The organism is Candidatus Arsenophonus phytopathogenicus, assembly GCF_056113345.1.
This window is the reverse complement of record NZ_JBUIOB010000017.1, coordinates 737,247-762,486: the sequence shown is the minus strand read 5'-3', so window position 1 is coordinate 762,486 and position 25,240 is coordinate 737,247. Positions and strand designations below refer to the sequence as shown.

The following is a 25,240-nucleotide window of genomic DNA, read 5'->3' as shown; positions in this document are numbered from 1 at the left end:
TTCTACAGAGCAAATCCTTGATTCCATATTTAACAAGCAAGATGACACCGTTAATACGGTTGTATCACTCACTCTCAATCTGAAAGACAAAAAGCCTCAGCCTTCATTTGATAACTGTTGCTTATCGAATACTTATCTCTATTCTGCAAGAAAATACTCAAAAATCCGAAAATCAAATTTCATACAGACAAAATGATTTGATAGTTTTTGCAGCAATCCTAACGTGAGTTCATGGTAAGACCTAACTAAATGAATAGTATAAAACTAGACTTAAGTTTAAGGTGACTTAATAAGTATTTTGAGTTAATTTAGACTTTTCATACGAATAGCAACAGCATAAAAAGTAAACTGAAAACTTTTATATTGACTTCAGAGTAATTACTTAATTTTAAAAAATATATTTATATAGGGAAATATTATGTCAATATCAGTTCAATCCAATCTAAATTCTTATTCTTTATTTACTAGAGAAATTGGCGATAAATATATTCAACAAGCAGAGAATAGTTCTTCAAAAGAAGATGCTACACATCTGGATATATTTACTAAAATAAAAGACTGGTTTTGTGGAACAAAGACAGATGAAGTTTTGGGTCTACTTTATGACTTGACTCATACCCCAGACAATCAGTCCGATATTGAATCATCTTTGCAAAAAGCAGAAGCTTTTTATAAGTTGAAGGAAATTAGTCCCGCAAAACATCAAGATAAATTTCAGGCATCTATTATAAAAAATGAAGCCAGTAATGATTATACATTTAAATACTCTATAAAAGGGGCGATGGAAGAAAGAGCATTTTCCTACGGAAATACTATAGATAATTTCATCCCTTTTCTCCGACAAAATGACGACAAAACTCATTTTAATGAAAGATTAGGAAATCTCTGTAATAAAGGTAATCCTGATAATACATGGATATATGACTTTTTTGATTCTCACCAAGAAATAAAAAAATCTATGCATAATAACAGTGATATGTGGACTGGACCAAATACTGAGGGTTATATGGATGATGCGTTTGACTTAAATGAAAGTCCGTATCTCCGTTTACAGGATGATCCTTTGCAGCCACACGTAAGTATTTTTGAAACCAAAATGAAGTACTGAGATACCCCCTTCTCAGTTCTAGAACTTGAATATAATTTACCATTTTCAGTTTATAAATTTGATAATCTTTATTTCAATTCTGTTAGTTCATCTTTAATTGAAGACAATCTTCAAGGATATTGATAAAAAAAAGATGAGTTCATTAAAAATGATTAATTACCAATGAAAAATATTATGTAGATTATTCAAAAATAGAAATTTAAATGGTTTATTCACAATAAGATTATAATGGCACACTAAGTTTGGTGTCCTCCTCTTACTTCATTATTTTAAATATCTTTAGGATGTCCTACACTTGATCCATAAGTTTCAGATAATAGTTATCCCTCCCGATGGGCTGGGAATTTATAAATCTCCCAATTTCAGGGAGGCCAGGTTGTTAAAGAGCTGTGTGGCTAATTTGTGCTAATTTTTAAATTAGTAAAAACTAATAATTCTTTCTTTACGGGTAAGTAATTAAAATGCTTAGTTGCTAATTCCATTTGCTTAGCTTTTTTGGGAGATGCCCTGCGGTATCCATAAGCTACTAGATTTAAATAACCGACACTTGTCCCTGCTAGTTGAGCAAGACGTACCCAATCATCTTGGGTAGACTCTTTTCTCCAACGGAGTAAATCGTTTGTCATACCATTTAACTTTAAAGGTAAATATATAACAAGGATAATTTACCAATTTGTACATTTATCAAATTGGTAAAAGATGCCAATATGTAAATATGGAAACAAAAGACATTAGACGTGCTAATTTGCATGCCTTGATTCAGGATTTCACTGTATCAGGAAAAAATAAGAAATCTCAGTTAGCTGATAAAATTGGAATACCTGCTGCTCAACCTAGTCAGATCAGCGGTAATAATCCTATACGTAATATCGGTGATAAAATCGCCCGTCGTATTGAAAAATCATTAAACCTTCCTATTGGATGGATGTTATTCATACTAAAACTTTAAATCCATCTAAAAAGCATGACCGTTTCATTTTACAAAATTCCTCCAATAACTATACTGGTCATACATACAGGATAAATCATTACGACACAGAGTATAGTTGTGGAGGAGGTAGAGTGTATAGTGATTATCCAGGCAGTTGAAATAAACCCAGATCATGCCTTGAAAATGTTTGGAGAAAGACCGTCTACATCATTAGCTATTATTACAGCTGTAGGTGATAGCATGCTATCTTTAATTCGCCAATAAAAATCGGTAATAACTCATTCTCAATTAGCCCAATTTGTGTTTTTTTAACTAAAAAAATATTGTTATTATTTCATATGATAAAGTAAGTGCATTGAAATACCTAGAGACCATTGATTATAAAAAAATGACTGGCATAAATGTATTACTAGCATTGATCTATAATATCGCTAGTGAATTTAATGCCATCACAAAATTAATTATTAATAAGTTTGAAAGTTTAGAAATTGAATTATTAACTTCTACCAAAAATGAAGATGTTATCAGCATACTGGATATACAACGAAGTCTGGTCTTTTTTTCAATGTCATTACATTCGAATGATTTGGTTATAATGAGAATTATTAAAATAAAATACAATGCTTGTTATAACGCATCTTATTTCGATGAAATTGATGAAGAAATTATTAGATGACGTTTATACTGAAAATAAACAGACAATTGAAATAGTAGCAACCTATTCAAGAATAATTACCGATATGATGAATACGGTTGCTTCAACGATAGCCAATAATCAAAATAAATTTCTTAAGTTTCTGGCTACCATTACCATACTATTAACTATCCCGATGATTTTTTCTAGTTTTTGGGGAATGAATGTTAAAGCCCCTTTTGAAGGCGAAGTGATAGGCTTTATTATTGTATTATCAGTTTATCTACTGACGAGATTGTTAGCAATCAACTATTTATGGATCAAAAAAATCCTTATCTAAGATTAATACCTTCTTTATCACGTTTAGATAGCTTGTTAGTATCCTAAACTAAAATAATCGTAATCATTCCCAAATAACTTTTACTCAATAACAGATATTATTACATTATTGCCGAAATAATTTTAAAAAAATATTTATTTTTTTCGATCTTGGCCAATAATCGAATGAAAAACACCATTTGACTTGGTTTTTATTTTTCATCGGATATTACGACATTTTCCGCAAGAAAGTTAATTTTTAATATTAATATAATATGCTACACAGTTTATTATTTAGGGATAAATATGAAAATTTTCGCTCATAATTCTCCACCAGATGGAAGAAACAAAACTATTTTTCTAGAGAGAGCAAGATATATACCAGATAATAATTCACATGATGCCAAACGAATCAACAATGCGTTACTCGTTAAAACTGAAGAACAAGAATATTATCCAGAAAATTAACCCGACAAAATTTGTAGCAAATGGCTAAATATGTAAATAATACATACATTCACTATTCTGGCAATTGTGTTTTATTAGCAGCGTGCTTACATTATAAACTTCATTATCGAAAAGATATATTAAGTGCCAAAACACTGCGTCACCGACAATAGGGATACCAGGTTCTATTGTTGATCAATTGATTTTTGGCAAGCAACTTGAAAGCTCACATCGCTTTCATTGCCTTGCTGATCTAGAAAAGGAACTTCTTATGCGATATATGATCAATGGAGAAAAATCTTTTATTATTCAAGCTCAAGGTTACACTGTTCCCACAATTGGCCAGTGTGGTCATGATTTATAATGCTGTTGTTTTGTGTGGAGAAGACAACAAACCCTATGTACAGTTTGTCGATTCCTGGAAAACATTTAATGTACTACCAACCATTACAGAATTAAATGCGCATTTTCCATCATCAGCAGAATTTTATATTCGATCTTATCAGCAGAATAATCGATACCCCACCCGCCGTAAAGGGCGGGAAACCTTTCGCCAATCTATTGGTGTGAGATGAATTAGATTAATGCCGTAATTCAGATAAAAATTAAGGCTCTACCAGTAAGCTGTGTTTAAGTTAACTGGCTATTTAAATGACCACTATTTTACTTACCAGCCAAAGTCGGGTTCAATAGACTAGCAAATTAGCTAAAATCGCTAGCTAAAACAAAAATATATCACTATTTTTAATCGAAGAAATGGAACTAACCAGCAATAAATCATGCATTAATGGTTAGCATAATTTAATTCAATTATTTTTCATTTTTATGTTTTATATATTCAAAATTAATGGCGAGATATTTTTGGCAATATTAAAGCCAAAATTTACATATGTTCTCATTAACAAAATAGCCAATCATTTTTAGTATTCAGCAATCTAAATGCAACAGTGGCGGAAGCGATAAATGATAAAAGAAATTCACAATAATAAGGTTTAACACTGATAGTAATAAATAAATTTTATTGGAAAAATTATTGTAGAAACTCAAACTTATCTAAGCCAATAGACAAGTCACTGATGCTTTGAAATAGCGTTAAGATGAAATAATAATTCTGTTGCTAATTAAGGATTTAAAATTATGCCATATATTTCAAACAGTCACCCAAATCCCCATCCAACGGGTCATTGGGGTAATATCTCTACTGCTGGTCACAGCTTATCAGCTGAGTTTGGCAAGCCACCCTCGCCAGCAAATTCCGTTTTTTGTTCCTGGATGCGTAATTTTTTCAATTATTTAACTGGCACTTTCGGTGAGAAATTAAGTTGCTCAAAACTAAATTCTGCCTTAAATGATATCTTCAACCCAACAAATGGCTGGCAAGCAAAAGGACGGTATAACTTATATTGTCTCTTCTGCTTGCCATGATTTAACTAACCCTAATCCAATGCAGGATCTATTATCCGGTGGCCGTACTGCTGCACAGACACTGAATGAAATTAAAAAAACCTATCCCCACGAGCAAGTCAAAGTCTTAGTACCGATCGCCCAAAGCAATAAATTCTGCAGTAGTACTCGAGGCCATTTTGTCTTACTAGAAGTCGATATGCATGCAGGTAAAATTCAATCGGCTAAAATCCATGATTCAAAAGGCCCGCTGCTTGATACTTTTTATAATGGCGCAGGACATTTAACCAACAGTTATTGGCAGAAAAGGAGCTTGGTTTAGACAAAGATTTTGCCGTCACTAGCGAGCATCTTGGACATCAAGCCCTGCTTAATGGTAACGAATGTGGACGTTTTACCGCTTATTATGCCGACAAAATTATCGATGATAATTTATCGAACGCTAATGCTAAAGACGCCCACGCTTTTTTTGCTCGTTATCAAAAGTTGGCCTAAAAATTAACTGGTTTTGTCGCATTAATAGAAATTAATTTTGCTCAACAATAAATAGACTCCTCGGCTAGTTAGAAATAAAAAATGTAATAATGATTAATGCGACAAACCAATAAATCTTAATAGCAGAGAAATAGCGTTTGTAATAAATAAACAACAATAGTTTAAAAAACACTTTATGCCGTTCGTTAATACGATTAATTAAAACAATTCTGTGAAAGTAAAATAAGCCCCTACGGAGCTTAATTATTAATAAAAATAACGATAATTATTTCATACATACTAGCTAAAATTATATTTGCGATAAAGTAGCATCAATTTTTTCTGGACGACGTGTATACATACCACCATTAAATGGGTCAACAATTAACCAACCTATTAATCCACCAAAGAAAAAATTACCAGCAACATACCATCCATTAGCACTCGCTTTTAACGGTAAGGTAACCGGTTTTAATCCTTCCTTTGTCAAAGTAATTTCATAACTTTTTTACCAAAATAACCACCCTCAGATTTTTCTAATGTAATTCCCTGAGGTGTTTTTCCTTGAGCAATGATTGATCCCTTTTCATCTTTGACGGAAAATTCAGCGCCAGACGGATTGCTATTAATCTGTATACGCTGAGTTTTTTCACCCACTATCGTTGCACAACCACTCATCATTCCCATTGCAATTAAAGCTAAAACTAATTTTTTCATTATCATCCCTGTGATAGGTAAAGTTAAATAATTTTAACTAAAACAAGGTGTAAAATAAATATGAGGTTATTTATTTTATAGCCCCAATAAAACCAATTTGATTTAGCCATATATCGCGATTAAATAATATTGTTATAAAATAAGGAACCAATAAAGCTGTTTAAATTCGGCGTAACTTTTATCCAACTAAAAAATAATTTTATCGCTGTTAAAAAAGGAAACGGTATGTCAATAATGATTAGAAGGATGGAGAAAAATGACCGTACGGTTTGGGCAACTATGCGTCTGCAACTATGGGATCGACATGCCCATGATGCCCATCTTAGTAACATAGATAAAATGCTAAGTAGTAAGCAAAATGCAGGATATATCGCTATGTTAAACCATCAGACAGTCGGTTTTGCCGAAATTTGCCTACGGGAATATACCAACGGCTGCACCAAACAACCGGTTCCCTTTCTGGAAGGTATCTGGGTTAAGCCTGCATACCGTCAACAAGGTATTGGTCAGGCATTGATCAATAAAATAACCACCGATCTGATTGCAAAGGGATTTGAAGAACTCTGTTCCGATGCCGAAATTGACAATAAACTATCACATGAAGCCCATCAAAATTGGGGCTTTGATGAAACAGAACGCGTTATCTGTTTTCGTAAAGAGCTTATCAGATAGCTATTATCACTGCTATGACGCAAACAACCAAATAACAGTTACATCTGTTTTCTTCACTCCGCTCGCAATGTAGTCAATAAATTTGCCATAGAACCTTTATGGGGCTAATTTTGTGAGTACTATTTTTTCATCACCATGACTTCTGATTATTGCTTATCCATAGTATAGTGAAGAAAATTTTTCATAAGTGGCTAGATTTTGCTAACAAGCAGACAGTCTATTTTAAAACCAATCCCTTACACAGCAAATTGTTCGAGTTTAATTAAAATAGCATTCAGCAAGCAAGTCTTACCGGCAATATTACAACTCAAAGAGTTAAAAAATAAAAACTATGACTAATTCCCAAAACTTCGCTTCCCATACCCCAATGATGCAGCAATATTTACGCCTTAAGGCACAACATGCTGATATTTTGTTATTTTATCGGATGGGTGATTTTTATGAATTATTCTTTGATGATGCTAAAAAAGCAGCCCAATTACTTGATATTTCATTAACTAAGCGTGGGCAATCGGCCGGCCAACCCATTCCGATGGCTGGCATACCTCATCATGCCGTAGAGAGTTATTTAGCCAAATTAGTTCAGTTAGATGAGTCGGTTGCTATCTGTGAACAAATCGGTGATCCCGCCACCAGCAAAGGCCCCGTCGAACGTAAAGTTGTTCGCATCGTAACGCCGGGAACCGTTACTGATGAAGCATTACTACAAGAGCGTCAGGACAATCTATTAGCAGCGATTTGGCAAGAAGATAATGGTTATGGCTATGCCACTTTAGATATCACTTCCGGTCGTTTTATTATCAGTGAAATGGCTGATATCAACACCATCAGCGCTGAATTACAACGTACCCGACCGGCAGAACTGCTCTATCCAGAGAATTTTGTCGATGTTGCACTATTTGAAAATAATAAAGGACTACGTCGGCGCCCATTATGGGAGTTCGAATTAAACACCGCTAGACAACAATTGAATCTACAATTTGGTACCCAGGATCTGATGGGTTTTGGTGTTGAAAAGGCGACATTAGCATTGCGCGCAGCGGGTTGCTTACTGCAATATGTTAAAGATACCCAACGTACAGCATTGCCCCATATCCATAGTATTACCATGGAGCAACAAAAAGAGACCATTATCCTTGATGCCGCTACGCGTCGTAATCTTGAATTGACACAAAATTTATCAGGTGGTAGCGAGAATACGGTAGCTGCGATACTGGATCAGTGCGTAACGCCGATGGGTAGCCGGATGCTAAAACGTTGGCTACATAGTCCGTTGCGCAATCTAAATAAATTATTCAATCGCCAACAAGCGATAGCCGGACTCCAATCTTATCATTTCGAATTACAACCTTTTCTACGCCAAATTGGTGACTTAGAACGGATACTTGCTCGTTTAGCACTCCGTTCAGCCCGGCCTCGGGATCTGGTTCGCATGCGTCATGCTTTCCAACAATTTGCCGATATTCACGCGATATTAGATAAGATTGAATTTCCCTATTTGAAAAACTTACAGTCACGCATTAGCTCCTTTGCATCACTGCAAACACTATTGGAAGAAGCGATTGTTGACACACCACCGGTGTTAATGCGAGACGGAGGAGTGATCGCAACCGGATATCATAGCGAACTTGATGAATGGCGTGCATTGGCGGATGGTGCCAGTGATTATTTGGAAAAACTTGAATTGCGGGAAAAAGAGAAATTAGGCATTGATAGCCTAAAAGTCGGCTTTAATGCGGTGCATGGCTATTACCTGCAAGTCAGTCGTGGACAAAGTCATCTGGTACCTATCCATTATGTTCGTCGCCAAACCCTAAAAAATGCCGAACGGTATATTATCCCTGAGTTGAAAGAATATGAAGACAAGGTGCTAACTTCTAAAAGTAAAGCATTAGCAATTGAGAAAAAGCTTTATGAAGAACTGTTTGATCTGTTATTACCCCATTTATCAGCATTGCAAACTAGCGCCGAAGCGTTAGCGGAATTAGATGTACTCAATAATTTGGCAGAGCGCGCCGAGACTTTGGACTATCGCTGCCCAATATTAAATCAGAAACCTGGCATAGAAATTGTTGCTGGACGCCATCCAGTCGTTGAGCAGGTACTTAGTGAGCCATTTATTTCTAACCCACTGGATCTGTCGCCACAACGCCGGTTATTAATTATTACTGGCCCCAACATGGGCGGTAAAAGTACTTATATGCGTCAAGTAGCCTTAATTACACTGCTTGCTTATATAGGTAGCTTTGTGCCAGCCGAAAAAGCGATTATTGGCTCGATTGATCGGATCTTCACTCGGGTTGGTGCGTCGGATGATCTTGCTGCCGGTCGGTCAACTTTTATGGTGGAAATGATAGAAACCGCTAATATCCTCCATAATTCGACAGAACAAAGTCTGGTATTAATGGATGAAATTGGTCGCGGTACCTCAACCTATGATGGCCTTTCACTTGCCTGGGCTTGTGCGGAAAATCTGGTTAGCCAGATTAAAGCTATGACTTTATTTGCTACGCATTATTTTGAATTAACCAATTTGGCAGATAAGCAGGAAGGTGCGGTTAATATTCATCTGGATGCAATAGAGCATGACGACACGATTGCGTTTATGCATAACGTTCAAGAAGGTGCTGCCAGTAAAAGCTATGGCTTAGCGGTGGCTTCATTGGCGGGTGTCCCCGCCAAGGTTATTCAACGAGCAAAACAGAAATTAATCGAACTAGAAACCCTCTCCACGCTGCCAGCAAATAAATCTATTGATAATTCACAACTAGCAAAAGTAGTGGAAAAGACGGTTTCACCAGCCATTGAAACTCTCGAAAAGTTAAATCCTGATACATTAACACCTCGTCAAGCGCTAGAATTGATTTATTGGTTAAAAGAAATGGTGAAATAGTTATGTTATATGATGCAAAATTACTTGATCCAATTCACCATTTTTTAGCCTGCAAAACACCGCAAGCGTGGATAGACAAAGCGAGTCAGTCAGAAAACTTAGCGATTATTTTATGCGATCACCTGTTGTGTGAACTAAAAGCCGCGCAAAGTGCTATGCTACTGTTGCGAAAATATGCCGTTGATGAACAAAGCAGTGATACACTCTTACAATGGTTACAACCTTTCGAAGATTTTGCTTATAAGAAAATTGGCAATATTGATACGCTTAAAGGAAAAAATCAGTTATCCAAATCGATCCGAGGAAAGAAAAACACAAGCTATAGCCAATCTCTGATTGATAAAATGGTGTTATTAATTAAAGAAGAACTCCACCATTTTTATCAAGTGCTGGAAATCATGACGGAAAGAGATATCAAATATCAAACTATCAGTGCCGGTCGTTATGCTAAGGGCTTATTTAGTCATGTTAGCCATCATGAACCGAACACATTAATTGATAAACTGATCATTGGCGCTTATATCGAAGCGCGATCTTGTGACCGTTTTGCTAAACTCGCTCCTCATCTTGAAACACCCTTAGCTAAATTCTATATTTCACTACTCAGATCAGAATTTCGCCACTATCAAGATTATTTAGTTTTAGCACAAGCTATTTCTAGCGAAAATATTCAGCAGCGGATCGAATATTTTGCTAACATCGAGGCTGAATTGATCGAAAGGCCGGATAGCGATTTTAAATTTCATAGTGGCGTTCCCGCCTGATGTCAAACAAAAAGGTGGGTTTTCCTCCCACCTTATTAATATTAACAATATTGGAAAGATATTAGGTCTTAAATAAAGATTCCATACTAAGACCTTGATTATGCAAAATATCTTTTAATCGGCGCAAACCTTCAACCTGTATCTGACGAACACGTTCTCTAGTAAGACCAATCTCTCGCCCTACCTCTTCTAACGTTTCCGATTCATAACCTAATAAACCAAAGCGGCGTGCTAATACTTCACGCTGTTTTGCATTAAGTTCAAACAGCCATTTAACAATACTTTCTTTCATATTGTTAGCTTGGATAGTTCCTTCTGGCCCTGAATCATTATCATCAGATAACACATCAAGTAACGCTTTATCTGAATCACCACCGATTGGAGTATCAACAGAAGAGATCCGCTCATTTAGCCGCAACATCCGGCTAACATCATCCACCGGTTTGTCTAAGCGTTCTGCAATTTCTTCGGCGCTTGGCTCATGATCAAGTTTCTGAGCCAATTCTCTTGCAATACGCAAATAAACATTTAACTCTTTAACGATATGAATCGGTAAGCGGATAGTTCGCGTCTGATTCATAATTGCTCGTTCAATAGTTTGGCGGATCCACCATGTTGCATAAGTTGAAAAACGAAAACCCTTTTCTGGATCAAATTTTTCAACCGCCCGAATTAATCCAAGATTGCCTTCTTCAATCAGATCCAGTAGGGCAAGACCACGATTACTATAGCGACGAGAAATTTTTACAACCAAACGTAAATTACTCTCAATCATACGCTGACGTGATGCTGCATCACCACGTAAAGCGCGCCTCGCATAAAATACTTCTTCTTCCGCTGTCAGAAGAGGTGAATATCCAATCTCACCAAGATAAAGCTGAGTTGCATCTAGAACACGTTGATTAATATTCTGAAATAAATCTGAATCATCATCTTGCTCTAGATTTAAGTCCTCTTCTTTTAGCAAGCTTTCATCGAAAGCTTCCGCATCCATGCTAGTTTCGTCTAAATCGTCATATAACTCGTTAACTTTTAGCGAATTTTGGCTCATCAGTCACTCCTACCCTTGATAATGCAGACAGCATTGACAAACAATCTGTCCAAGCTATCGTTGCGAAAGATAACGCAACGGGTTTACTGATTTTCCCTTGTAACGAATTTCAAAATGTAATCTTACCGAACTTGTACCGGTGCTACCCATAGTGGCAATCTTTTGCCCTGCCTGAACCTCCTGTTGATCACGCACTAATATAGTATCATTGTGAGCATAGGCACTCAGATAGTCATCGTTATGTTTTATTATTATAAGATTTCCATATCCACGTAATGCATTTCCAGAATAAACCACTTTTCCTGCTGTAGTTGCAAAAACAGGTTGACCGCGCGATCCGGCAATATCAACACCTTTATTTCCGCCCTTTACATCAGAGAAAGATTCAATCACTTTCCCTTCGGCCGGCCAGCGCCACTTACCTACTGTATTGACTACGCTGTTACTATTTAAGCCCGAAGATGCTGTTGTTGCAGGCGGCGTAGAAGGTATTAGAGGCTTGGATGCTCTCGGTAACATCTTTCCTGAATTTTGCTCACTGACAGATGAAGCATACGCATTAGTTGACTGAGAATCAACATTTGTATTGTTAGTATTCGGAGTACGATTAGCAACTACCATTTCTGAGTCGGTAGAACTACTACCAATATTAAGTACTTGCCCAATATTTAAACTATAAGGTTCTGCAATTTTATTACGTTGCGCCAAATCACGATAATCATTGCCTGTTATCCAAGCAATATAAAACAGCGTATCACCTCGTTTAACTGTATAGGTGTTACCACTATAGCTTCCTTTTTGGATATTATCATAATTTCGGTTATAAATTATTCGGCCATCGGTGTTAGTCTTAGGTGCTGGTATCACTGGCTGATATACCGGCTTGTTTATACTATTATTTTGATTACTAACAGAAATATTTTTAGGAGAAGAGGGTATTGGCGTATTTTTTGATGATGTATTGACAGCAGGATAAGTATCAATTGGGCGGCTACTATCTTGGACACTACTAATTGGCGCTGCTGGATGATATGGTGTCGAGCACCCTATTAACATTGTGCCTGTTATTATACAGATAGTTGCCCATCGAATCGTAAATTTTGGGCTGTTAAAATTCATACTTCTTCTCCCGTGAAATAAATCTTGAATAAAAATCGATAATGTAAGTCATGAGCGACAATTTATCGCAATAGCTAAATAATAAATTATTATGCTTATTAAAGCAGAGATTAATAAAACCTTAAATTATCTATCGCTAAAATATTACCTATTTCATGCCAAACTTCCAGGAATTAAAGGAACAAATCGCACTGACTCTACCGTTGTAGCACGAAAATCATTACCCTGACGTTTAATGACTTTTAACATCTGTTTTTTCTCACCGACAGGTAATACCATGCGGCCACCATCTTTCAATTGTTCAAACAACACGAGTGGGAGTTCTGCCGGCGCCGCGGTGACAATGATTCCATCAAAAGGCCCCTTTGAAGCCCATCCCATCCAGCCATCTCCATGACGGGTTGAAATATTATGGAGATCAAGTTGTTTTAATCTACGTTTAGCATTCCATTGTAGCCCCTTGAGCCGTTCTACCGAAAAAACCCGCGCAACAAGATGAGCTAAAATGGCTGTTTGATAACCCGACCCTGTGCCTATTTCTAAAACATGATCCGAAGGAGAAAGCGTAAGTAATTCTGTCATCCGAGCAACAATATAAGGTTGCGAAATAGTCTGAGAAAAACCTATAGGTAAAGGAATATTTTCATAAGCTTTATGTGAAAGTGCTTCATCGACAAAACGCTCACGAGGAACTTTTGCAATAGCTGCCAATAGACCTTCATCTTTAATCCCTTGATGGCGTAGTTGTGTCAATAAATCTCTCATTGACCGTTTTAGCATTCCTCACTTGCCTCTGCTTCACTTGCCTCTGCTTTTAATAACCAATCTTTAACAACTTGCTGATCCTTATAAGCGGTTAAATCCACTTGTAATGGCGTAATAGAAACATAACTCGCCGCTACTGCAGCAAAATCAGTATCTGGACCAGCATCAGATATTCTTCCAACTGGCCCTAACCAATAGACCGTATCGCCCCTTGGATCTATAGATGGATCAACTTTTTGAGCTGCATGACGACTACCACAGCGTGTCACTTTGTAACCTTTAATTTCCGATAAAGGAATATCAGGAACATTAATATTAAGAATATTACCCGCTTTTAATGGCGTTTTCTGTAATAATTTTAACAAATGACAAGTTACTTCTGCTGCTGTTTGGAAGTGTGTTTCACCATTCAATGAAACCGCAAGTGCAGGTAAACCAAGATGACGTCCTTCTGTCGCCGCTGCAACGGTACCTGAATAAATAACATCATCACCCAGGTTGGGGCCATGATTAATACCCGAAACGACGATTTCAGGAGAGGGTCGAATAAGCTGATTAACGCCTAAATAAACACAATCCGTTGGCGTTCCTTGTACTGAGATGTCGCCATTGGCTAACTTGGCTATTCGTAATGGTTTATGAAGTGTTAACGCGTTTGATGCCCCACTTCGGTTTCTATCAGGTGCAACAACCTGAACGAAATAATGTTGACGTAATGCAGTAGCAAGCGTTTGGATGCCAGTTGCTGTTACACTATCATCATTACTTAGCAATATCCTTAGCATTATTGTATCCCGTTGATTTATATTGAACGTTATATTAAGAACCAGGCTATTTTATCCAACTATTATCATCTATGATAAAAAAAGATTATGGGTTGAAAATAGCGTCAATAATAGATTACAGCAAGAATATCATTAAGTAACAATAAAACACATCAAATTACGATAGAAAAATGAAGGTCTAATATTAGTGGATGTGAATGTAATAAAATAACAATATAATTTTGTTTGTTTTAACAACTACCTGAAAATAATAAAATATCTAATTACAATTATCATTTTTAAATAACATAAATAAGATAAGCCAAAATAATATCCAATGAAAATACTATCTTAACCAAATATCTAACTAGCAATACATCAATCAATAAAAAAAAATTTCTAATAAATATTAAAAATGTATAAAGAGTTGTTGACTAAATACTATCAACACTACCAGTCAATAACGAACAAAATAAGCAAGTTAACTTTTTACAACAACAGAAATAACACTGCCCAATGTATTAACCGCTAATTTTTTATTAAAATTTTGTCGGTTGAATTCTAATATTTTCACTTAATCTTAAAATCTATTGGGCAAATTTGATTAACTATTTTCAGCCTCTTTTATTTTGACTTTAGTTAATAACAGCATTTATCAATTAAGAGTTGCAAGCAATCGGTTACATCTGACTGATAATAGCAAAATAAAAATTTTACCTTAATGGCGCTTATTACAAAAGAAAGTTTAATACCTTTAAAAACAAACTGACAACATAATTGTTAAATTTTAAATCTTATTATATTTATATAATAAGATTTATCATTAACAACATTATTTTTAACCGAATACTATTCAGCAATATCAATAATATTTTCAGTAGATTGATTAATTAATTCTCGTATCACACTGGTGGCAAAACTACCCTTAGGTAATGAAAAAGACAATTTCAAGGTTTGCTGCTCTAACCATTTCCAATGCATATTACTAGGAACAACAATGATTGCTCGTCGAACCAAATTTGTTCATTCAGCTTCCAACAGCGGCAATAAAACAGAAAAATGAGTTAAGCACTGCTGTTCAAACAGCTTAGCTTCTGATTGAGTTCCTAATTCCTTTTCACCATATAGCGGAGCGGTAATTTGAATTTCGCCAGCCTGCAATCTTAGTTGTAATTGAGATAACTCTTCACTCTTAGCAACGAACCAACTGCCACTACCGGTTAATTGCATAACATCACCGTCCATTACCTGACGTACTTTATTATTAAGCATACGTTCGCTGACGATAAAATTAAATATAACACTCCAAACGGCAAAAAGATAAAAACTACGTTTATTACGCTGCTTAACTTCAATTTCACCTTTTGCCCAACACTCAGCTTGCACGAGATTATTACCCGCTGGACCAAAGCGCTGCTCACCAAAATAGTTAGCTACCCCGAATGTTCTGATTTGCTGCAAACGTGTTTCCACTGCTTGCTGATCACTAATATATCCAATAGTTAACTCAAAATCATTGCCTTTTAATGAACCAATACGCAATTTACGTTTCTGTCGTTTCACTAGCAAAATTTCACATCCTGCAAGTGAAAACTGGCTAAAATCGGGATCTTCCTTTCCCGACAAATGAAGACAAAACCACTGTTCTGTCACTGCTTGCCTATCTTTTAATCCAGCATAGCTGACACTACGTGGAGAAATACCAACAAATCGAGCCAACTGGTCGGCTACAAATAGAGTATTACAGCCCTTTTTTTCTAACATACACCATCAAGTGTTCACCCTCACCTTCAGGTGAAAATCCCAGATCTTCACGTACAATAAAATCTTCAACCGTTAATTTTATTGCTCCGCTTGCTACTGGTTTACCACGCAGCCACTGAGGTGCTGTCACCATCATGACTATTATCCTTTACTAATAAAACCACTGCTGCGCAAGCAATGCCTTCTTTTCTACCAATAAATCCAAGTTTCTCCGTCGTGGCAGCCTTAACATTGACATCATCAATATGGCAATCTAGATCATCTGCTATATTTTTGCGCATATCAGCAATATATGGCAGCATTTTGGGTACTTGAGCAATAATTGTGATATCAAGATTACTAATACAATATCCTTTTTTCAGCACTTGCGAATACCCCTCGCGTAACAAACCGCGACTATCGGCATCTTTAAAAGCCGGATCGGTATCAGGAAAAAGTTTACCGATATCGCCTAATGCTGCTGCTCCAAGAATAGCATCTGTCACTGCATGTAAGGCGACATCACCATCGGAATGCGCTATTAATCCTTGTTCATAGGGAATTTTCACTCCACACATTGTAATTGGGCCATCTCCACCAAATTTATGTACATCAAATCCATGTCCAATCCGCATGAACGATACTCCTAACAATAGTCTTATAAAGCGCGAGAAAGGTAGAATTCTGCTAATATCAAATCTTCTGGTTGAGTAACCTTTAAATTATCCACTCTACCTTCCAGCAATTGAGGATGGTAACCGCAATATTCAAGCGCCGAAGCCTCATCGGTAATTACTGCTTTTTGCGCTAACGCTTGAGTCAAACAGTTTTTGATTAATGCTAAAGGAAAAAATTGTGGCGTCAGTGCATGCCAAAGTTCACTTCGTTCAACAGTATGGCTAATATCTATTTTTCCTTGAACTGAACGTTTCATTGTATCTCTTGCTGGCGCTGCCAAAATACCACCATAAGAAGACTGTTTACTATCAATAAAACGAATAATACTATTTAAATCAGTTTGATGTAAGCAAGGTCGGGCTGCATCATGAACTAAAACCCAACAGGGATCTAGCTGTAAATTGTCTGATAAATAATTCAGTCCAGCCAAAACTGAATCAGCCCTTTGACAACCACCAACGACTGTTTTAATTTTTGCATTTTTTGCAATCGCTAATTGATGAAAAAAGATATCATCCTTATTTAACGAAACAATAATTTGGGAAATTCTTGGCTGCTTAAGTAAGGCAGATATGGTATGCTCAATAATCGGTTTTCCCGCTACTTTCAAATATTGCTTGGGACAATCCGCTTTCATACGATTGCCAATACCAGCGGCAGGTATTAAGGCAGCAATTTGCACTTTACGATTAGATATAAATTTATTCATTGTTCTAGACTGTTTTCTTATGAATTACTACTTTTTCGTCATAATATTTTAAAATAATTTTGTGGCCGGAAAAAATATTATTAATTAAAAATTTTATTTATGGTTTGGAAAAGTATTCTCATTCACTATTCGATAAAAAGACTCTCCAGGTCTAATCATACCAAGCTCAGAGCGGGATTGCTCCTCAATAGCTTCACGTCCCTCATTCAAATCGTTTATTTCAGCAAATAAACGTTCATTGCGTACTTTAAATGTCATGTTCAACGTTTCTAACGCTGCAACTTCATTTTTTATACGCAAATAGTCATGGACACCATTTTTACCAAACCATAGTGAATATTGTAACCAGCAAAACACCGCCAACAATATCAGAGCTAATTTACGCATCGAAGCCCCCTGCAAGACTCACTTATCATCCCACAACTTACCCTATGACGCTACCTATCACAGATAAGTTATTAATAAAAAAATTCATAAATAAATATGAATTAAAGTCAAACGGGTCTTTTTATTGATAAAGTATAGCTTAGCTATATGTCAAAAAAAAGTTTGTTTTTACCATCTAATAAGTTGATCAATTTAAAATATTTTGTTGGTTAACTGTTTTTTTTATTTAAATTAAAAAATTATGCTGAAAAATTCTTTCATTCTATTTTATATTCATTAAGTTATCACACAAGGTCAAGATAATATAACCATATCTCATTTTTAAAATGATTAAATTATTTTTAACTCACATAATGAGATTAATTAATCAAAAGTTTCTAATATAAAAAATGCACTCATTCAGATAAAATGTTTGCATTAATACAATTGATAGGTGCCACAATGAGCGCAACAATTTTTAAAGACTTTCAGTTTGAGGCTGCCCATCGACTACCCCATGTTCCCACAGGGCATAAATGTGAACGTTTACATGGGCACTCATTTATGGTCAGATTAGAATTAACCGGTGAAATTGATCAACAAACAGGCTGGATCATTGACTTTAGCGATATTTCTAAAGCTTTTAAACCTTTATGGCAACAATTAGATCATCATTATCTTAATGACATAGAAGGATTAGAAAATCCTACTAGTGAAGTTATTGCACGTTGGATTTGGCATAAAATGAAACCCATTTTGCCACAATTAAGTTCGATAATGATTAAAGAAACTTGTAATGCAGGTTGTATTTATCGCGGTGAATAAAACCCGCCTTTTATTTTCAGCACCGATTGGTGCTGAGTACTATTAAGCGATATCTAGATATTTATGCATTTGAACCGATAACCGCCAATTACGTTTAATACAGGTTTCAATACAAAGCTGAGTCGCATTAGCATTTTGACTAATCGGTTGCAAACAAATATGTGGTGCAGGATGATTGGGATCAAGCTGATTAATCAAAGATTCTAATGCATCAATATCTTTTTGACGCCCGACAGGATGTTTAATTTCATTGGCTCGATTTAACGCTGCCGGCAATATACTAAAACCACCACGCATCGCCACTTTTGGTGATACAGTTACCCAAGTTTTTTCAGAACAATAAATATTGTGTATCCCACTCGTCTCGATTTGACACTGATAACCTTTTTTTTCTAAGTTATCAGTTAATTCAGTTAGATCATATAAACAAGGTTCTCCCCCTGTAATGACGATATGACGAGCGGTATAATTATTCTGTTCAAATAGATCAATAATTTGTTCTGAACTACACGCTGCCCACTCGTCACTTTCGATTTTTTTAGCTAAGATTATCGATAATGACCGCTGTTGTTGCTTATTTTTAGCCCAAGTATGTTTAGTATCACACCAACTACACCCGACCGGACAACCCTGTAAACGAATAAAAATTGCTGCTACTCCAGTAAAATAGCCCTCTCCCTGTATTGTTTGAAAAATTTGATTAATTGGATAATCCATGACATTCTCTAAATAACTTAATAATTTGCCTATTATTGCAGATATCTATCCCTAGAACACCTTTCTTTATGTTAAGGTAAACAACTTGTGCTTTGTAGTTATCAAAACCATTTAGCTTGTGAACTGGGAGCATATCCAGCACATTAAAAAGAAAGATGGAAAGACAACACATGAACAATACAAATCAACTTAAACGGGGATTGACTGGCAGGCACATTCGCTTCATGGCGCTAGGCTCTGCAATTGGTACAGGGCTTTTTTATGGTTCAGCTTCAGCAATACAGGCTGCCGGCCCAGCAGTACTGCTTGCCTATATGATTGGTGGAGCAGCAGTTTTTATGGTTATGCGAGCACTGGGTGAAATGGCAGTCCACCATCCAGTGCCAGGTTCTTTTTCTCAGTATGCCAGCCACTATATGGGGCCATTAGCCGGTTTTCTTACTGGATGGAATTATATCTTTGAGATGTTAATTGTCTGTCTGGCCGATGTAACTGCCTTTGGCACTTATATGCGTTTTTGGTTTCCTCAAGTTGAACAATGGATATGGGTATTAAGTATTGTCCTATTTATTGGCGCATTGAACTTGTGTCATGTGAAAATTTTCGGTGAAATGGAATTCTGGTTATCAATTATTAAAGTGATTGCTATTATTGCGATGATCATTGGTGGTAGCGCAATAATGTTATTTGGTTTTGGTCAAGGAACCGAACATCATGCAACAGGTTTATTTAACCTTTGGCAACATGGTGGCTTTATGCCTAATGGTGTAGAAGGAATTATTGCCTCACTAGCAATCGTTATGTTCGCCTTTGGTGGTATTGAAGTGATCGGCATTACTGCAAGTGAAGCTAAAGAACCAGAAAAAACTATCCCTAAAGCCATTAATGCTGTGCCATTGCGTATATTACTCTTTTATGGTTTAACGCTATTTGTCTTAATGTGCATTTTTCCTTGGAATCAAATTGGACAAAATGGCAGTCCATTTGTACAAATTTTTGCCAATTTAAATATCACTTCTGCCGCTAATATCTTAAATATTGTTGTCATTACAGCTGCTATATCTGCTATTAACAGTGATATCTTTGGAGCTGGCCGTATGATGTATGGTATGGCCCAGGAAGGGCAAGCACCTCGTTCATTTATGAAAGTTAGCCGCACTGGTGTTCCCTGGATTACAGTAGTTGTTATGTCGGTAATTATGCTGATCGGCGTTTATCTCAATTATATTATTCCAAAAGATATTTTTGTAATAATTGCCTCTTTAGCCACATTCGCAACCGTTTGGGTTTGGTTAATGATCTTGCTTTCTCAAGTTGCTATGCGCCGTAAAATGAGCGCTGAAACGGCAAGTAAACTGAAATTTAAAGTACCATTTTGGCCGATTGGTCCATTCATCACCATCTTATTTATGGTGTTTGTCATCATGCTGTTAGGCTTTTTCAAAGATACACGCGTTGCGCTGATCGTAGGAATGATTTGGATCGTATGCTTGTCAATTACTTACTACTTATTTATTAAAAAAGAAAATATATCAATAAAATAGCATTGATAACTAACATCATTATCTGAGTGCAAACCTAATATTTAAAATAGAAATGCTAAATCAGCATTTCTATTTTTTTATTCTCTGATTAAAACTATTTGATACTAAACTTGGCAGAAATGGGATTATGATCAGAAGATTGCGTTTTAATCACTTCTGCATCCAGAAGGGTCAAACTACGATAAAAAACATAATCTAATGGGTAACCAAAGATGATAGTGCGTTCATCAGTGCTAAAATTAACTTCTTTCATCCGTAAACTGCGCGTAAAACGTTTAAGTGCATTTATACGTTGTCGACTCCAGGTATTAAAATCCCCAGCAAAAATAACTGGCCCTTGATGTCTTTTAATATGCTCCCCTATATTGTGTAGTTGCCGACTATAAATATCCACCCCAAAACTAAAATTAACCGCATGAATATTAATAATCATTAAATTTCGGCCATTATGTAATGGATAAACGGTAATTAACGCTGATTTCGGTAACCGAAGTAATGGCTCTTTTTCCCGCAATGGACAACAATAAATTGGATGAGATCTTGCTAACGTCATTACCCCAGAAGCGTGTTGAGGAAAAACAATTGCTGGCACTTGATCAGCAACTAAATGTTGAGATACGACAAAATCAATAAGTTGAGGTGAAGTTTGAGCTTCTTGTAACAGAATCAAATGTTTATCTATGACTAATTTATTTAAAACTGAATACCAGTTTGGGCGTTGCTGCTTATAAATATTCCATGAAACAATTCTTAATTCATCACTTTCTGAGAATAATGGCATCCCTATAGGTAAATCATCATCAAGCGTATATTCAGATACAGGTAAAATACGCTTTGCTGGCTGGCCAGCAATATAACGCACTGAATAAATTTTCTTTGCCACCTCAAATAGCCCTTAAAAATCGAATATTTATTAATCTATCCAATACATAGATAATAGATAAAACTCATCATTTAGAAGCATAGTTGCATCTTAAAGTTCAAGAAAAATGAAAATAAAACAACTTTATAAAAAATATTTATATATTTGACAAGTTTTTTAATAAACAACAAAAAGCCCTGTGATATCTTCACAGGGCTTACTTTCGATATTATTGGCGGTGCGGACGGGGCTCGAACCCGCGACCCCCGGCGTGACAGGCCGGTATTCTAGCCAACTGAACTACCGCACCAACCCTATCAATTTCACTAACGGTCTTTTCCATTAGCCTTAAATCAAAGTCTGGCAGCTCCCTACTCTCACATGGGGAGACCCCACACTACCATCGGCGCTACGGCATTTCACTTCTGAGTTCGGCATGGGGTCAGGTGGGACCACCGCGCTATTGCCGCCAGACAAATTCTTTTTTATTTATCCCATCTTATTTCGCGCCTTCAGCAAAATCCGACCAGATTCAATCTCAAAACAAGCTAAAATTCTCTCTCTCAAAACACCTTCGGTGTTGTCAGGTTAAGCCTCCCGGGTCATTAGTACTGATTAGCTCAACGTATCGCTACGCTTACACACCCAGCCTATCTACGTCCTCGTCTCGAACACCCCTTATAGGACATTACTGTCAGGGAAGACTCATCTTGAGGCAAGTTTCCCGCTTAGATGCTTTCAGCGGTTATCTCTTCCGCACTTAGCTACCAGGCGATGCCATTGGCATGACAACCTGTACACCAGTGGTGCGTCCACTCCGGTCCTCTCGTACTAGGAGCAGCCCCCCTCAACCTTCCTTCGCCCACGACAGATAGGGACCGAACTGTCTCACGACGTTCTAAACCCAGCTCGCGTACCACTTTAAATGGCGAACAGCCATACCCTTGGGACCTACTTCAGCCCCAGGATGTGATGAGCCGACATCGAGGTGCCAAACACCGCCGTCGATATGAACTCTTGGGCGGTATCAGCCTGTTATCCCCGGAGTACCTTTTATCCGTTGAGCGATGGCCCTTCCATTCAGAACCACCGGATCACTAAGACCTACTTTCGTACCTGCTCGCACCGTCACGCTCGCAGTCAAGCTGGCTTATGCCTTTGCACTAACCTCACGATGTCCGACCGTGATTAGCCAACCTTCGTGCTCCTCCGTTACGCTTTGGGAGGAGACCGCCCCAGTCAAACTACCCACCAGACACTGTCCTCAGCCCGGATTACGGGCCCAAGTTAGAACATCAAACATTAAAGGGTGGTATTTCAACGTTGGCTCCATGCAGACTGGCGTCCACACTTCAAAGCCTCCCACCTATCCTACACATCAAGGCTCAATGTTCAGTGTCAAGCTATAGTAAAGGTTCACGGGGTCTTTCCGTCTTGCCGCGGGTACACTGCATCTTCACAGCGAGTTCAATTTCACTGAGTCTCGGGTGGAGACAGCCTGGCCATCATTACGCCATTCGTGCAGGTCGGAACTTACCCGACAAGGAATTTCGCTACCTTAGGACCGTTATAGTTACGGCCGCCGTTTACTGGGGCTTCGATCAAGAGCTTCGCCTTACGGCTTACCCCATCAATTAACCTTCCAGCACCGGGCAGGCGTCACACCGTATACGTCCACTTTCGTGTTTGCACAGTGCTGTGTTTTTAATAAACAGTTGCAGCCAGCTAGTATCTTCGACTGGCTTCAGCTCCGGATGCAAGACCCTTCACCTAATGCCAGCGTGCCTTCTCCCGAAGTTACGGCACTATTTTGCCTAGTTCCTTCACCCGAGTTCTCTCAAGCGCCTGAGTATTCTCTACCTAACCACCTGTGTCGGTTTGGGGTACGATTAATGATTACCTATCGCTTAGAGGCTTTTCCTGGAAGCTGGGCATCAACTACTTCACCACCTTAGTGGCTCGTCATCACGTCTCAGTGTTATAGCAGTGCGGATTTGCCTGCACTACCCTCCTACTCGCTTAAACCGGGACAACCGTCGCCCGGATAGCCTAGCCTTCTCCGTCCCCCCTTCGCAGTAACCCTTAGTACGGGAATATTAACCCGTTTCCCATCGACTACGCTTTTCAGCCTCGCCTTAGGGGTCGACTTACCCTGCCCCGATTAACGTTGGACAGGAAACCTTGGTCTTTCGGCGAGCGGGTTTCTCACCCGCTTTATCGTTACTTATGTCAGCATTCGCACTTCTGATACCTCCAACAGACCTCTCAGTCCACCTTCTACGGCTTACAGAACGCTCCCCTACCCAACAACACCTAAATGTCGCTGCCGCAGCTTCGGTGCATGGTTTAGCCCCGTTACATCTTCCGCGCAGGCCGACTCGACCAGTGAGCTATTACGCTTTCTTTAAATGATGGCTGCTTCTAAGCCAACATCCTGGCTGTCTAAGCCTTCCCACTTCGTTTCCCACTTAACCATGACTTGGGGACCTTAGCTGGCGGTCTGGGTTGTTTCCCTCTTCACGACGGACGTTAGCACCCGCCGTGTGTCTCCCGTGATAACATTCTTCGGTATTCGTAGTTTGCGTCGGGTTGGTAAGTCGGGATGACCCCCTAGCCGAAACAGTGCTCTACCCCCGAAGATGAATTCACGAGGCGCTACCTAAATAGCTTTCGGGGAGAACCAGCTATCTCCCGGTTTGATTGGCCTTTCACCCCCAGCCACAAGTCATCCGCTAATTTTTCAACATTAGTCGGTTCGGTCCTCCAGTTAGTGTTACCCAACCTTCAACCTGCCCATGGCTAGATCACCGGGTTTCGGGTCTATACCCTGCAACTTAACGCCCAGTTAAGACTCGGTTTCCCTACGGCTCCCCTATGCGGTTAACCTTGCTACAGAATATAAGTCGCTGACCCATTATACAAAAGGTACGCAGTCACACCCTTTCGGGTGCTCCCACTGCTTGTACGTACACGGTTTCAGGTTCTATTTCACTCCCCTCGCCGGGGTTCTTTTCGCCTTTCCCTCACGGTACTAGTTCACTATCGGTCAGTCAGGAGTATTTAGCCTTGGAGGATGGTCCCCCCATATTCAGACAGGATAACACGTGTCCCGCCCTACTCTTCGAGCTCACAACACTTACCGTTTCAGATACGGGGCTATCACCCTTTATTGCCGGCCTTTCCAGACCCTTCTCCTGCAGTAAATATTGATGTTGACTCTGGGCTGCTCCCCGTTCGCTCGCCGCTACTGGGGGAATCTCGGTTGATTTCTTTTCCTCGGGGTACTGAGATGTTTCAGTTCCCCCGGTTCGCCTCGTTTGACTATAAATTCATCAAATGATAGTGCATTAATGCACTGGGTTTCCCCATTCGGACATCGCCGGCTAGTACGCTTCATATCAGCTTACCGACGCTTTTCGCAGATTAGCACGTCCTTCATCGCCTCTGACTGCCTAGGCATCCACCGTGTACGCTTCATTCGCTTAACCTCACAACCCGAAGGTGTCTCTTATCAAATAATACGGAAGCGCCATGGCTGCGCCGTGCGAAATTTTTTGTTGTGCGGTACTCGTCATGCTCACGTACTTATGTACACTGCGCTGACTGCGCACCTACGCCGCAAATTTCACCCTGCTCGCTCATGCCATTCGTCTGCCTATTTGAATAACACTTCAAATTGGAGTTTGAGAGTTCCCCACACTATTTTTTCAATAATGTGTGTTTCAATTTTCAGCT

General features: G+C 38.2%; 23 protein-coding genes, 1 tRNA gene, 2 rRNA genes and 3 pseudogenes. 14 read left to right on the top strand and 15 right to left on the bottom strand.

What is annotated here, in order from left to right; translation table 11 throughout:
- Positions 1-418: 418 nt before the first annotated feature.
- Positions 419-1,108, top strand: a complete 690-nt coding sequence (locus AC01GB_RS07355) for a hypothetical protein (protein WP_474451281.1) — start codon at positions 419-421, stop codon at positions 1,106-1,108.
- A 395-nt stretch (positions 1,109-1,503) separates the two neighbouring features.
- Here the strand turns inward: AC01GB_RS07355 and AC01GB_RS07350 are convergent, their stop codons facing one another.
- Positions 1,504-1,734, bottom strand: coding sequence for a transcriptional regulator (locus AC01GB_RS07350; RefSeq protein ID WP_474451279.1), 231 nt, complete (start codon positions 1,732-1,734; stop codon positions 1,504-1,506).
- Between the two features lie 89 nt (positions 1,735-1,823).
- Here AC01GB_RS07350 and AC01GB_RS07345 point away from each other — a divergent pair, with 89 nt between their 5' ends.
- The 8 genes and pseudogenes from AC01GB_RS07345 to AC01GB_RS07310 all read left to right on the top strand — a co-directional run bounded on the left by AC01GB_RS07345 (position 1,824) and on the right by AC01GB_RS07310 (position 5,337).
- Positions 1,824-2,057 carry a hypothetical protein gene (locus AC01GB_RS07345; protein WP_474451278.1) on the top strand — a complete coding sequence of 78 codons (234 nt, stop codon included), beginning with the start codon at positions 1,824-1,826 and terminating at the stop codon, positions 2,055-2,057.
- A gap of 337 nt (positions 2,058-2,394) precedes the next feature.
- Positions 2,395-2,715, top strand: a complete 321-nt coding sequence (locus AC01GB_RS07340) for a magnesium transporter CorA family protein (RefSeq protein ID WP_474451276.1) — start codon at positions 2,395-2,397, stop codon at positions 2,713-2,715.
- Positions 2,696-3,013 carry a CorA family divalent cation transporter gene (locus AC01GB_RS07335; protein ID WP_474451274.1) on the top strand — a complete coding sequence of 106 codons (318 nt, stop codon included), beginning with the start codon at positions 2,696-2,698 and terminating at the stop codon, positions 3,011-3,013. Before AC01GB_RS07340 ends, AC01GB_RS07335 begins: the two co-directional genes overlap by 20 nt.
- Positions 3,014-3,297: 284 nt before the next feature.
- Positions 3,298-3,459, top strand: coding sequence for a hypothetical protein (locus tag AC01GB_RS07330; protein ID WP_474451272.1), 162 nt, complete (start codon positions 3,298-3,300; stop codon positions 3,457-3,459).
- 20 nt (positions 3,460-3,479) lie between these two features.
- A pseudogene (locus tag AC01GB_RS07325) lies at positions 3,480-3,802 on the top strand (T3SS effector cysteine hydrolase SpvD family protein).
- A complete protein-coding gene (locus tag AC01GB_RS07320) occupies positions 3,726-4,013 on the top strand; it encodes a T3SS effector cysteine hydrolase SpvD family protein (protein ID WP_474451270.1) in 288 nt (95 codons plus the stop codon). Before AC01GB_RS07325 ends, AC01GB_RS07320 begins: the two are co-directional and overlap by 77 nt.
- 773 nt (positions 4,014-4,786) lie before the next feature.
- A complete protein-coding gene (locus tag AC01GB_RS07315; protein ID WP_474451269.1) occupies positions 4,787-5,164 on the top strand; it encodes a hypothetical protein in 378 nt (125 codons plus the stop codon).
- Positions 5,140-5,337 carry a hypothetical protein gene (locus tag AC01GB_RS07310; protein ID WP_474451267.1) on the top strand — a complete coding sequence of 66 codons (198 nt, stop codon included), beginning with the start codon at positions 5,140-5,142 and terminating at the stop codon, positions 5,335-5,337. Before AC01GB_RS07315 ends, AC01GB_RS07310 begins: the two co-directional genes overlap by 25 nt.
- 289 nt (positions 5,338-5,626) lie before the next feature.
- Here the strand turns inward: AC01GB_RS07310 and AC01GB_RS07305 are convergent.
- A pseudogene (locus tag AC01GB_RS07305) lies at positions 5,627-6,033 on the bottom strand (putative periplasmic lipoprotein).
- A gap of 225 nt (positions 6,034-6,258) precedes the next feature.
- Between AC01GB_RS07305 and aac(6') the strand changes: the two are divergent.
- The 3 genes from aac(6') (at position 6,259) to miaE (ending at position 10,362) form a co-directional block, all read left to right on the top strand.
- Positions 6,259-6,705 (top strand): aminoglycoside 6'-N-acetyltransferase, encoded by a 447-nt coding sequence (gene aac(6'), locus AC01GB_RS07300; RefSeq protein WP_474451266.1) that lies wholly within the window; start codon positions 6,259-6,261, stop codon positions 6,703-6,705.
- A gap of 331 nt (positions 6,706-7,036) precedes the next feature.
- Complete coding sequence (gene mutS, locus AC01GB_RS07295) at positions 7,037-9,598, top strand: DNA mismatch repair protein MutS (RefSeq protein ID WP_474451265.1); 2,562 nt, start codon at positions 7,037-7,039, stop codon at positions 9,596-9,598.
- A gap of 2 nt (positions 9,599-9,600) precedes the next feature.
- The gene (gene miaE, locus AC01GB_RS07290) at positions 9,601-10,362 is read left to right on the top strand and encodes a tRNA isopentenyl-2-thiomethyl-A-37 hydroxylase MiaE (RefSeq protein ID WP_474451264.1); all 762 of its coding nucleotides are present in this window, start codon (positions 9,601-9,603) and stop codon (positions 10,360-10,362) included.
- 61 nt (positions 10,363-10,423) lie between these two features.
- Here the strand turns inward: miaE and rpoS are convergent, their stop codons facing one another.
- From rpoS to ftsB, 8 genes and pseudogenes are all read right to left on the bottom strand, one after another.
- A complete protein-coding gene (gene rpoS / locus AC01GB_RS07285) occupies positions 10,424-11,413 on the bottom strand; it encodes an RNA polymerase sigma factor RpoS (protein ID WP_474451263.1) in 990 nt (329 codons plus the stop codon).
- Between the two features lie 54 nt (positions 11,414-11,467).
- Positions 11,468-12,532: a murein hydrolase activator NlpD gene (nlpD, locus tag AC01GB_RS07280; protein ID WP_474451262.1), complete on the bottom strand. Its 1,065-nt coding sequence runs from the start codon at positions 12,530-12,532 to the stop codon at positions 11,468-11,470.
- Between the two features lie 153 nt (positions 12,533-12,685).
- Positions 12,686-13,312: a protein-L-isoaspartate(D-aspartate) O-methyltransferase gene (locus tag AC01GB_RS07275; RefSeq protein WP_474451261.1), complete on the bottom strand. Its 627-nt coding sequence runs from the start codon at positions 13,310-13,312 to the stop codon at positions 12,686-12,688.
- Entirely contained in the window at positions 13,306-14,082 is a 777-nt protein-coding gene (surE, locus tag AC01GB_RS07270; RefSeq protein WP_474451260.1) for a 5'/3'-nucleotidase SurE, read from the bottom strand. Before surE ends, AC01GB_RS07275 begins: the two co-directional genes overlap by 7 nt.
- 828 nt (positions 14,083-14,910) lie before the next feature.
- Positions 14,911-15,961 (bottom strand): annotated as a pseudogene (gene truD / locus AC01GB_RS07265) (tRNA pseudouridine(13) synthase TruD).
- Positions 15,927-16,439 carry a 2-C-methyl-D-erythritol 2,4-cyclodiphosphate synthase gene (gene ispF, locus AC01GB_RS07260; RefSeq protein ID WP_474451259.1) on the bottom strand — a complete coding sequence of 171 codons (513 nt, stop codon included), beginning with the start codon at positions 16,437-16,439 and terminating at the stop codon, positions 15,927-15,929. Before ispF ends, truD begins: the two are co-directional and overlap by 35 nt.
- 23 nt (positions 16,440-16,462) lie before the next feature.
- Positions 16,463-17,191: a 2-C-methyl-D-erythritol 4-phosphate cytidylyltransferase gene (gene ispD / locus AC01GB_RS07255; RefSeq protein ID WP_474451258.1), complete on the bottom strand. Its 729-nt coding sequence runs from the start codon at positions 17,189-17,191 to the stop codon at positions 16,463-16,465.
- Between the two features lie 93 nt (positions 17,192-17,284).
- Positions 17,285-17,578: a cell division protein FtsB gene (gene ftsB, locus AC01GB_RS07250; protein WP_474451257.1), complete on the bottom strand. Its 294-nt coding sequence runs from the start codon at positions 17,576-17,578 to the stop codon at positions 17,285-17,287.
- A gap of 441 nt (positions 17,579-18,019) precedes the next feature.
- Between ftsB and queD the strand changes: the two genes are divergently transcribed.
- Positions 18,020-18,382, top strand: a complete 363-nt coding sequence (gene queD, locus AC01GB_RS07245) for a 6-carboxytetrahydropterin synthase QueD (protein ID WP_474451255.1) — start codon at positions 18,020-18,022, stop codon at positions 18,380-18,382.
- A 42-nt stretch (positions 18,383-18,424) separates the two neighbouring features.
- Here queD and queE read toward each other — a convergent pair whose 3' ends face one another.
- Positions 18,425-19,099 (bottom strand): 7-carboxy-7-deazaguanine synthase QueE, encoded by a 675-nt coding sequence (gene queE / locus AC01GB_RS07240; protein ID WP_474451253.1) that lies wholly within the window; start codon positions 19,097-19,099, stop codon positions 18,425-18,427.
- A 170-nt stretch (positions 19,100-19,269) separates the two neighbouring features.
- Here queE and AC01GB_RS07235 point away from each other — a divergent pair, with 170 nt between their 5' ends.
- Entirely contained in the window at positions 19,270-20,643 is a 1,374-nt protein-coding gene (locus tag AC01GB_RS07235) for an amino acid permease (RefSeq protein WP_474451251.1), read from the top strand.
- A gap of 94 nt (positions 20,644-20,737) precedes the next feature.
- On the opposite strand, the gene AC01GB_RS07230 is transcribed toward AC01GB_RS07235, so the two are convergent.
- The 4 genes from AC01GB_RS07230 to AC01GB_RS07215 form a co-directional block, all read right to left on the bottom strand.
- Positions 20,738-21,526 (bottom strand): endonuclease/exonuclease/phosphatase family protein, encoded by a 789-nt coding sequence (locus AC01GB_RS07230; protein ID WP_474451250.1) that lies wholly within the window; start codon positions 21,524-21,526, stop codon positions 20,738-20,740.
- A gap of 212 nt (positions 21,527-21,738) precedes the next feature.
- Positions 21,739-21,815: transfer RNA gene (locus tag AC01GB_RS07225), tRNA-Asp, on the bottom strand.
- Positions 21,816-21,863: 48 nt separating this feature from the next.
- Positions 21,864-21,979: ribosomal RNA gene (rrf, locus tag AC01GB_RS07220) — 5S ribosomal RNA — on the bottom strand.
- A 110-nt stretch (positions 21,980-22,089) separates the two neighbouring features.
- Positions 22,090-24,993, bottom strand: a 23S ribosomal RNA gene (locus AC01GB_RS07215).
- Between the last annotated feature and the right edge of the window lie 247 nt (positions 24,994-25,240).

What these genes read in the sequence shown, in the direction of transcription:
- ispF (WP_474451259.1), bottom strand. Translation starts at nt 16,439, where the DNA reads ATGCGGATTGGACATGGATTTGATGTACATAAATTTGGTGGAGATGGC.
- surE (WP_474451260.1), bottom strand. Translation starts at nt 14,082, where the DNA reads ATGCTAAGGATATTGCTAAGTAATGATGATAGTGTAACAGCAACTGGC.
- AC01GB_RS07350 (WP_474451279.1), bottom strand. Translation starts at nt 1,734, where the DNA reads ATGACAAACGATTTACTCCGTTGGAGAAAAGAGTCTACCCAAGATGAT.
- nlpD (WP_474451262.1), bottom strand. Translation starts at nt 12,532, where the DNA reads ATGAATTTTAACAGCCCAAAATTTACGATTCGATGGGCAACTATCTGT.
- ftsB (WP_474451257.1), bottom strand. Translation starts at nt 17,578, where the DNA reads ATGCGTAAATTAGCTCTGATATTGTTGGCGGTGTTTTGCTGGTTACAA.
- ispD (WP_474451258.1), bottom strand. Translation starts at nt 17,191, where the DNA reads ATGAATAAATTTATATCTAATCGTAAAGTGCAAATTGCTGCCTTAATA.
- AC01GB_RS07235 (WP_474451251.1), top strand. Translation starts at nt 19,270, where the DNA reads ATGAACAATACAAATCAACTTAAACGGGGATTGACTGGCAGGCACATT.
- AC01GB_RS07345 (WP_474451278.1), top strand. Translation starts at nt 1,824, where the DNA reads ATGGAAACAAAAGACATTAGACGTGCTAATTTGCATGCCTTGATTCAG.
- queD (WP_474451255.1), top strand. Translation starts at nt 18,020, where the DNA reads ATGAGCGCAACAATTTTTAAAGACTTTCAGTTTGAGGCTGCCCATCGA.
- AC01GB_RS07275 (WP_474451261.1), bottom strand. Translation starts at nt 13,312, where the DNA reads ATGCTAAAACGGTCAATGAGAGATTTATTGACACAACTACGCCATCAA.
- queE (WP_474451253.1), bottom strand. Translation starts at nt 19,099, where the DNA reads ATGGATTATCCAATTAATCAAATTTTTCAAACAATACAGGGAGAGGGC.
- rpoS (WP_474451263.1), bottom strand. Translation starts at nt 11,413, where the DNA reads ATGAGCCAAAATTCGCTAAAAGTTAACGAGTTATATGACGATTTAGAC.
- mutS (WP_474451265.1), top strand. Translation starts at nt 7,037, where the DNA reads ATGACTAATTCCCAAAACTTCGCTTCCCATACCCCAATGATGCAGCAA.
- miaE (WP_474451264.1), top strand. Translation starts at nt 9,601, where the DNA reads ATGTTATATGATGCAAAATTACTTGATCCAATTCACCATTTTTTAGCC.
- AC01GB_RS07320 (WP_474451270.1), top strand. Translation starts at nt 3,726, where the DNA reads ATGGAGAAAAATCTTTTATTATTCAAGCTCAAGGTTACACTGTTCCCA.
- AC01GB_RS07335 (WP_474451274.1), top strand. Translation starts at nt 2,696, where the DNA reads ATGAAGAAATTATTAGATGACGTTTATACTGAAAATAAACAGACAATT.
- AC01GB_RS07330 (WP_474451272.1), top strand. Translation starts at nt 3,298, where the DNA reads ATGAAAATTTTCGCTCATAATTCTCCACCAGATGGAAGAAACAAAACT.
- AC01GB_RS07355 (WP_474451281.1), top strand. Translation starts at nt 419, where the DNA reads ATGTCAATATCAGTTCAATCCAATCTAAATTCTTATTCTTTATTTACT.
- AC01GB_RS07315 (WP_474451269.1), top strand. Translation starts at nt 4,787, where the DNA reads ATGATATCTTCAACCCAACAAATGGCTGGCAAGCAAAAGGACGGTATA.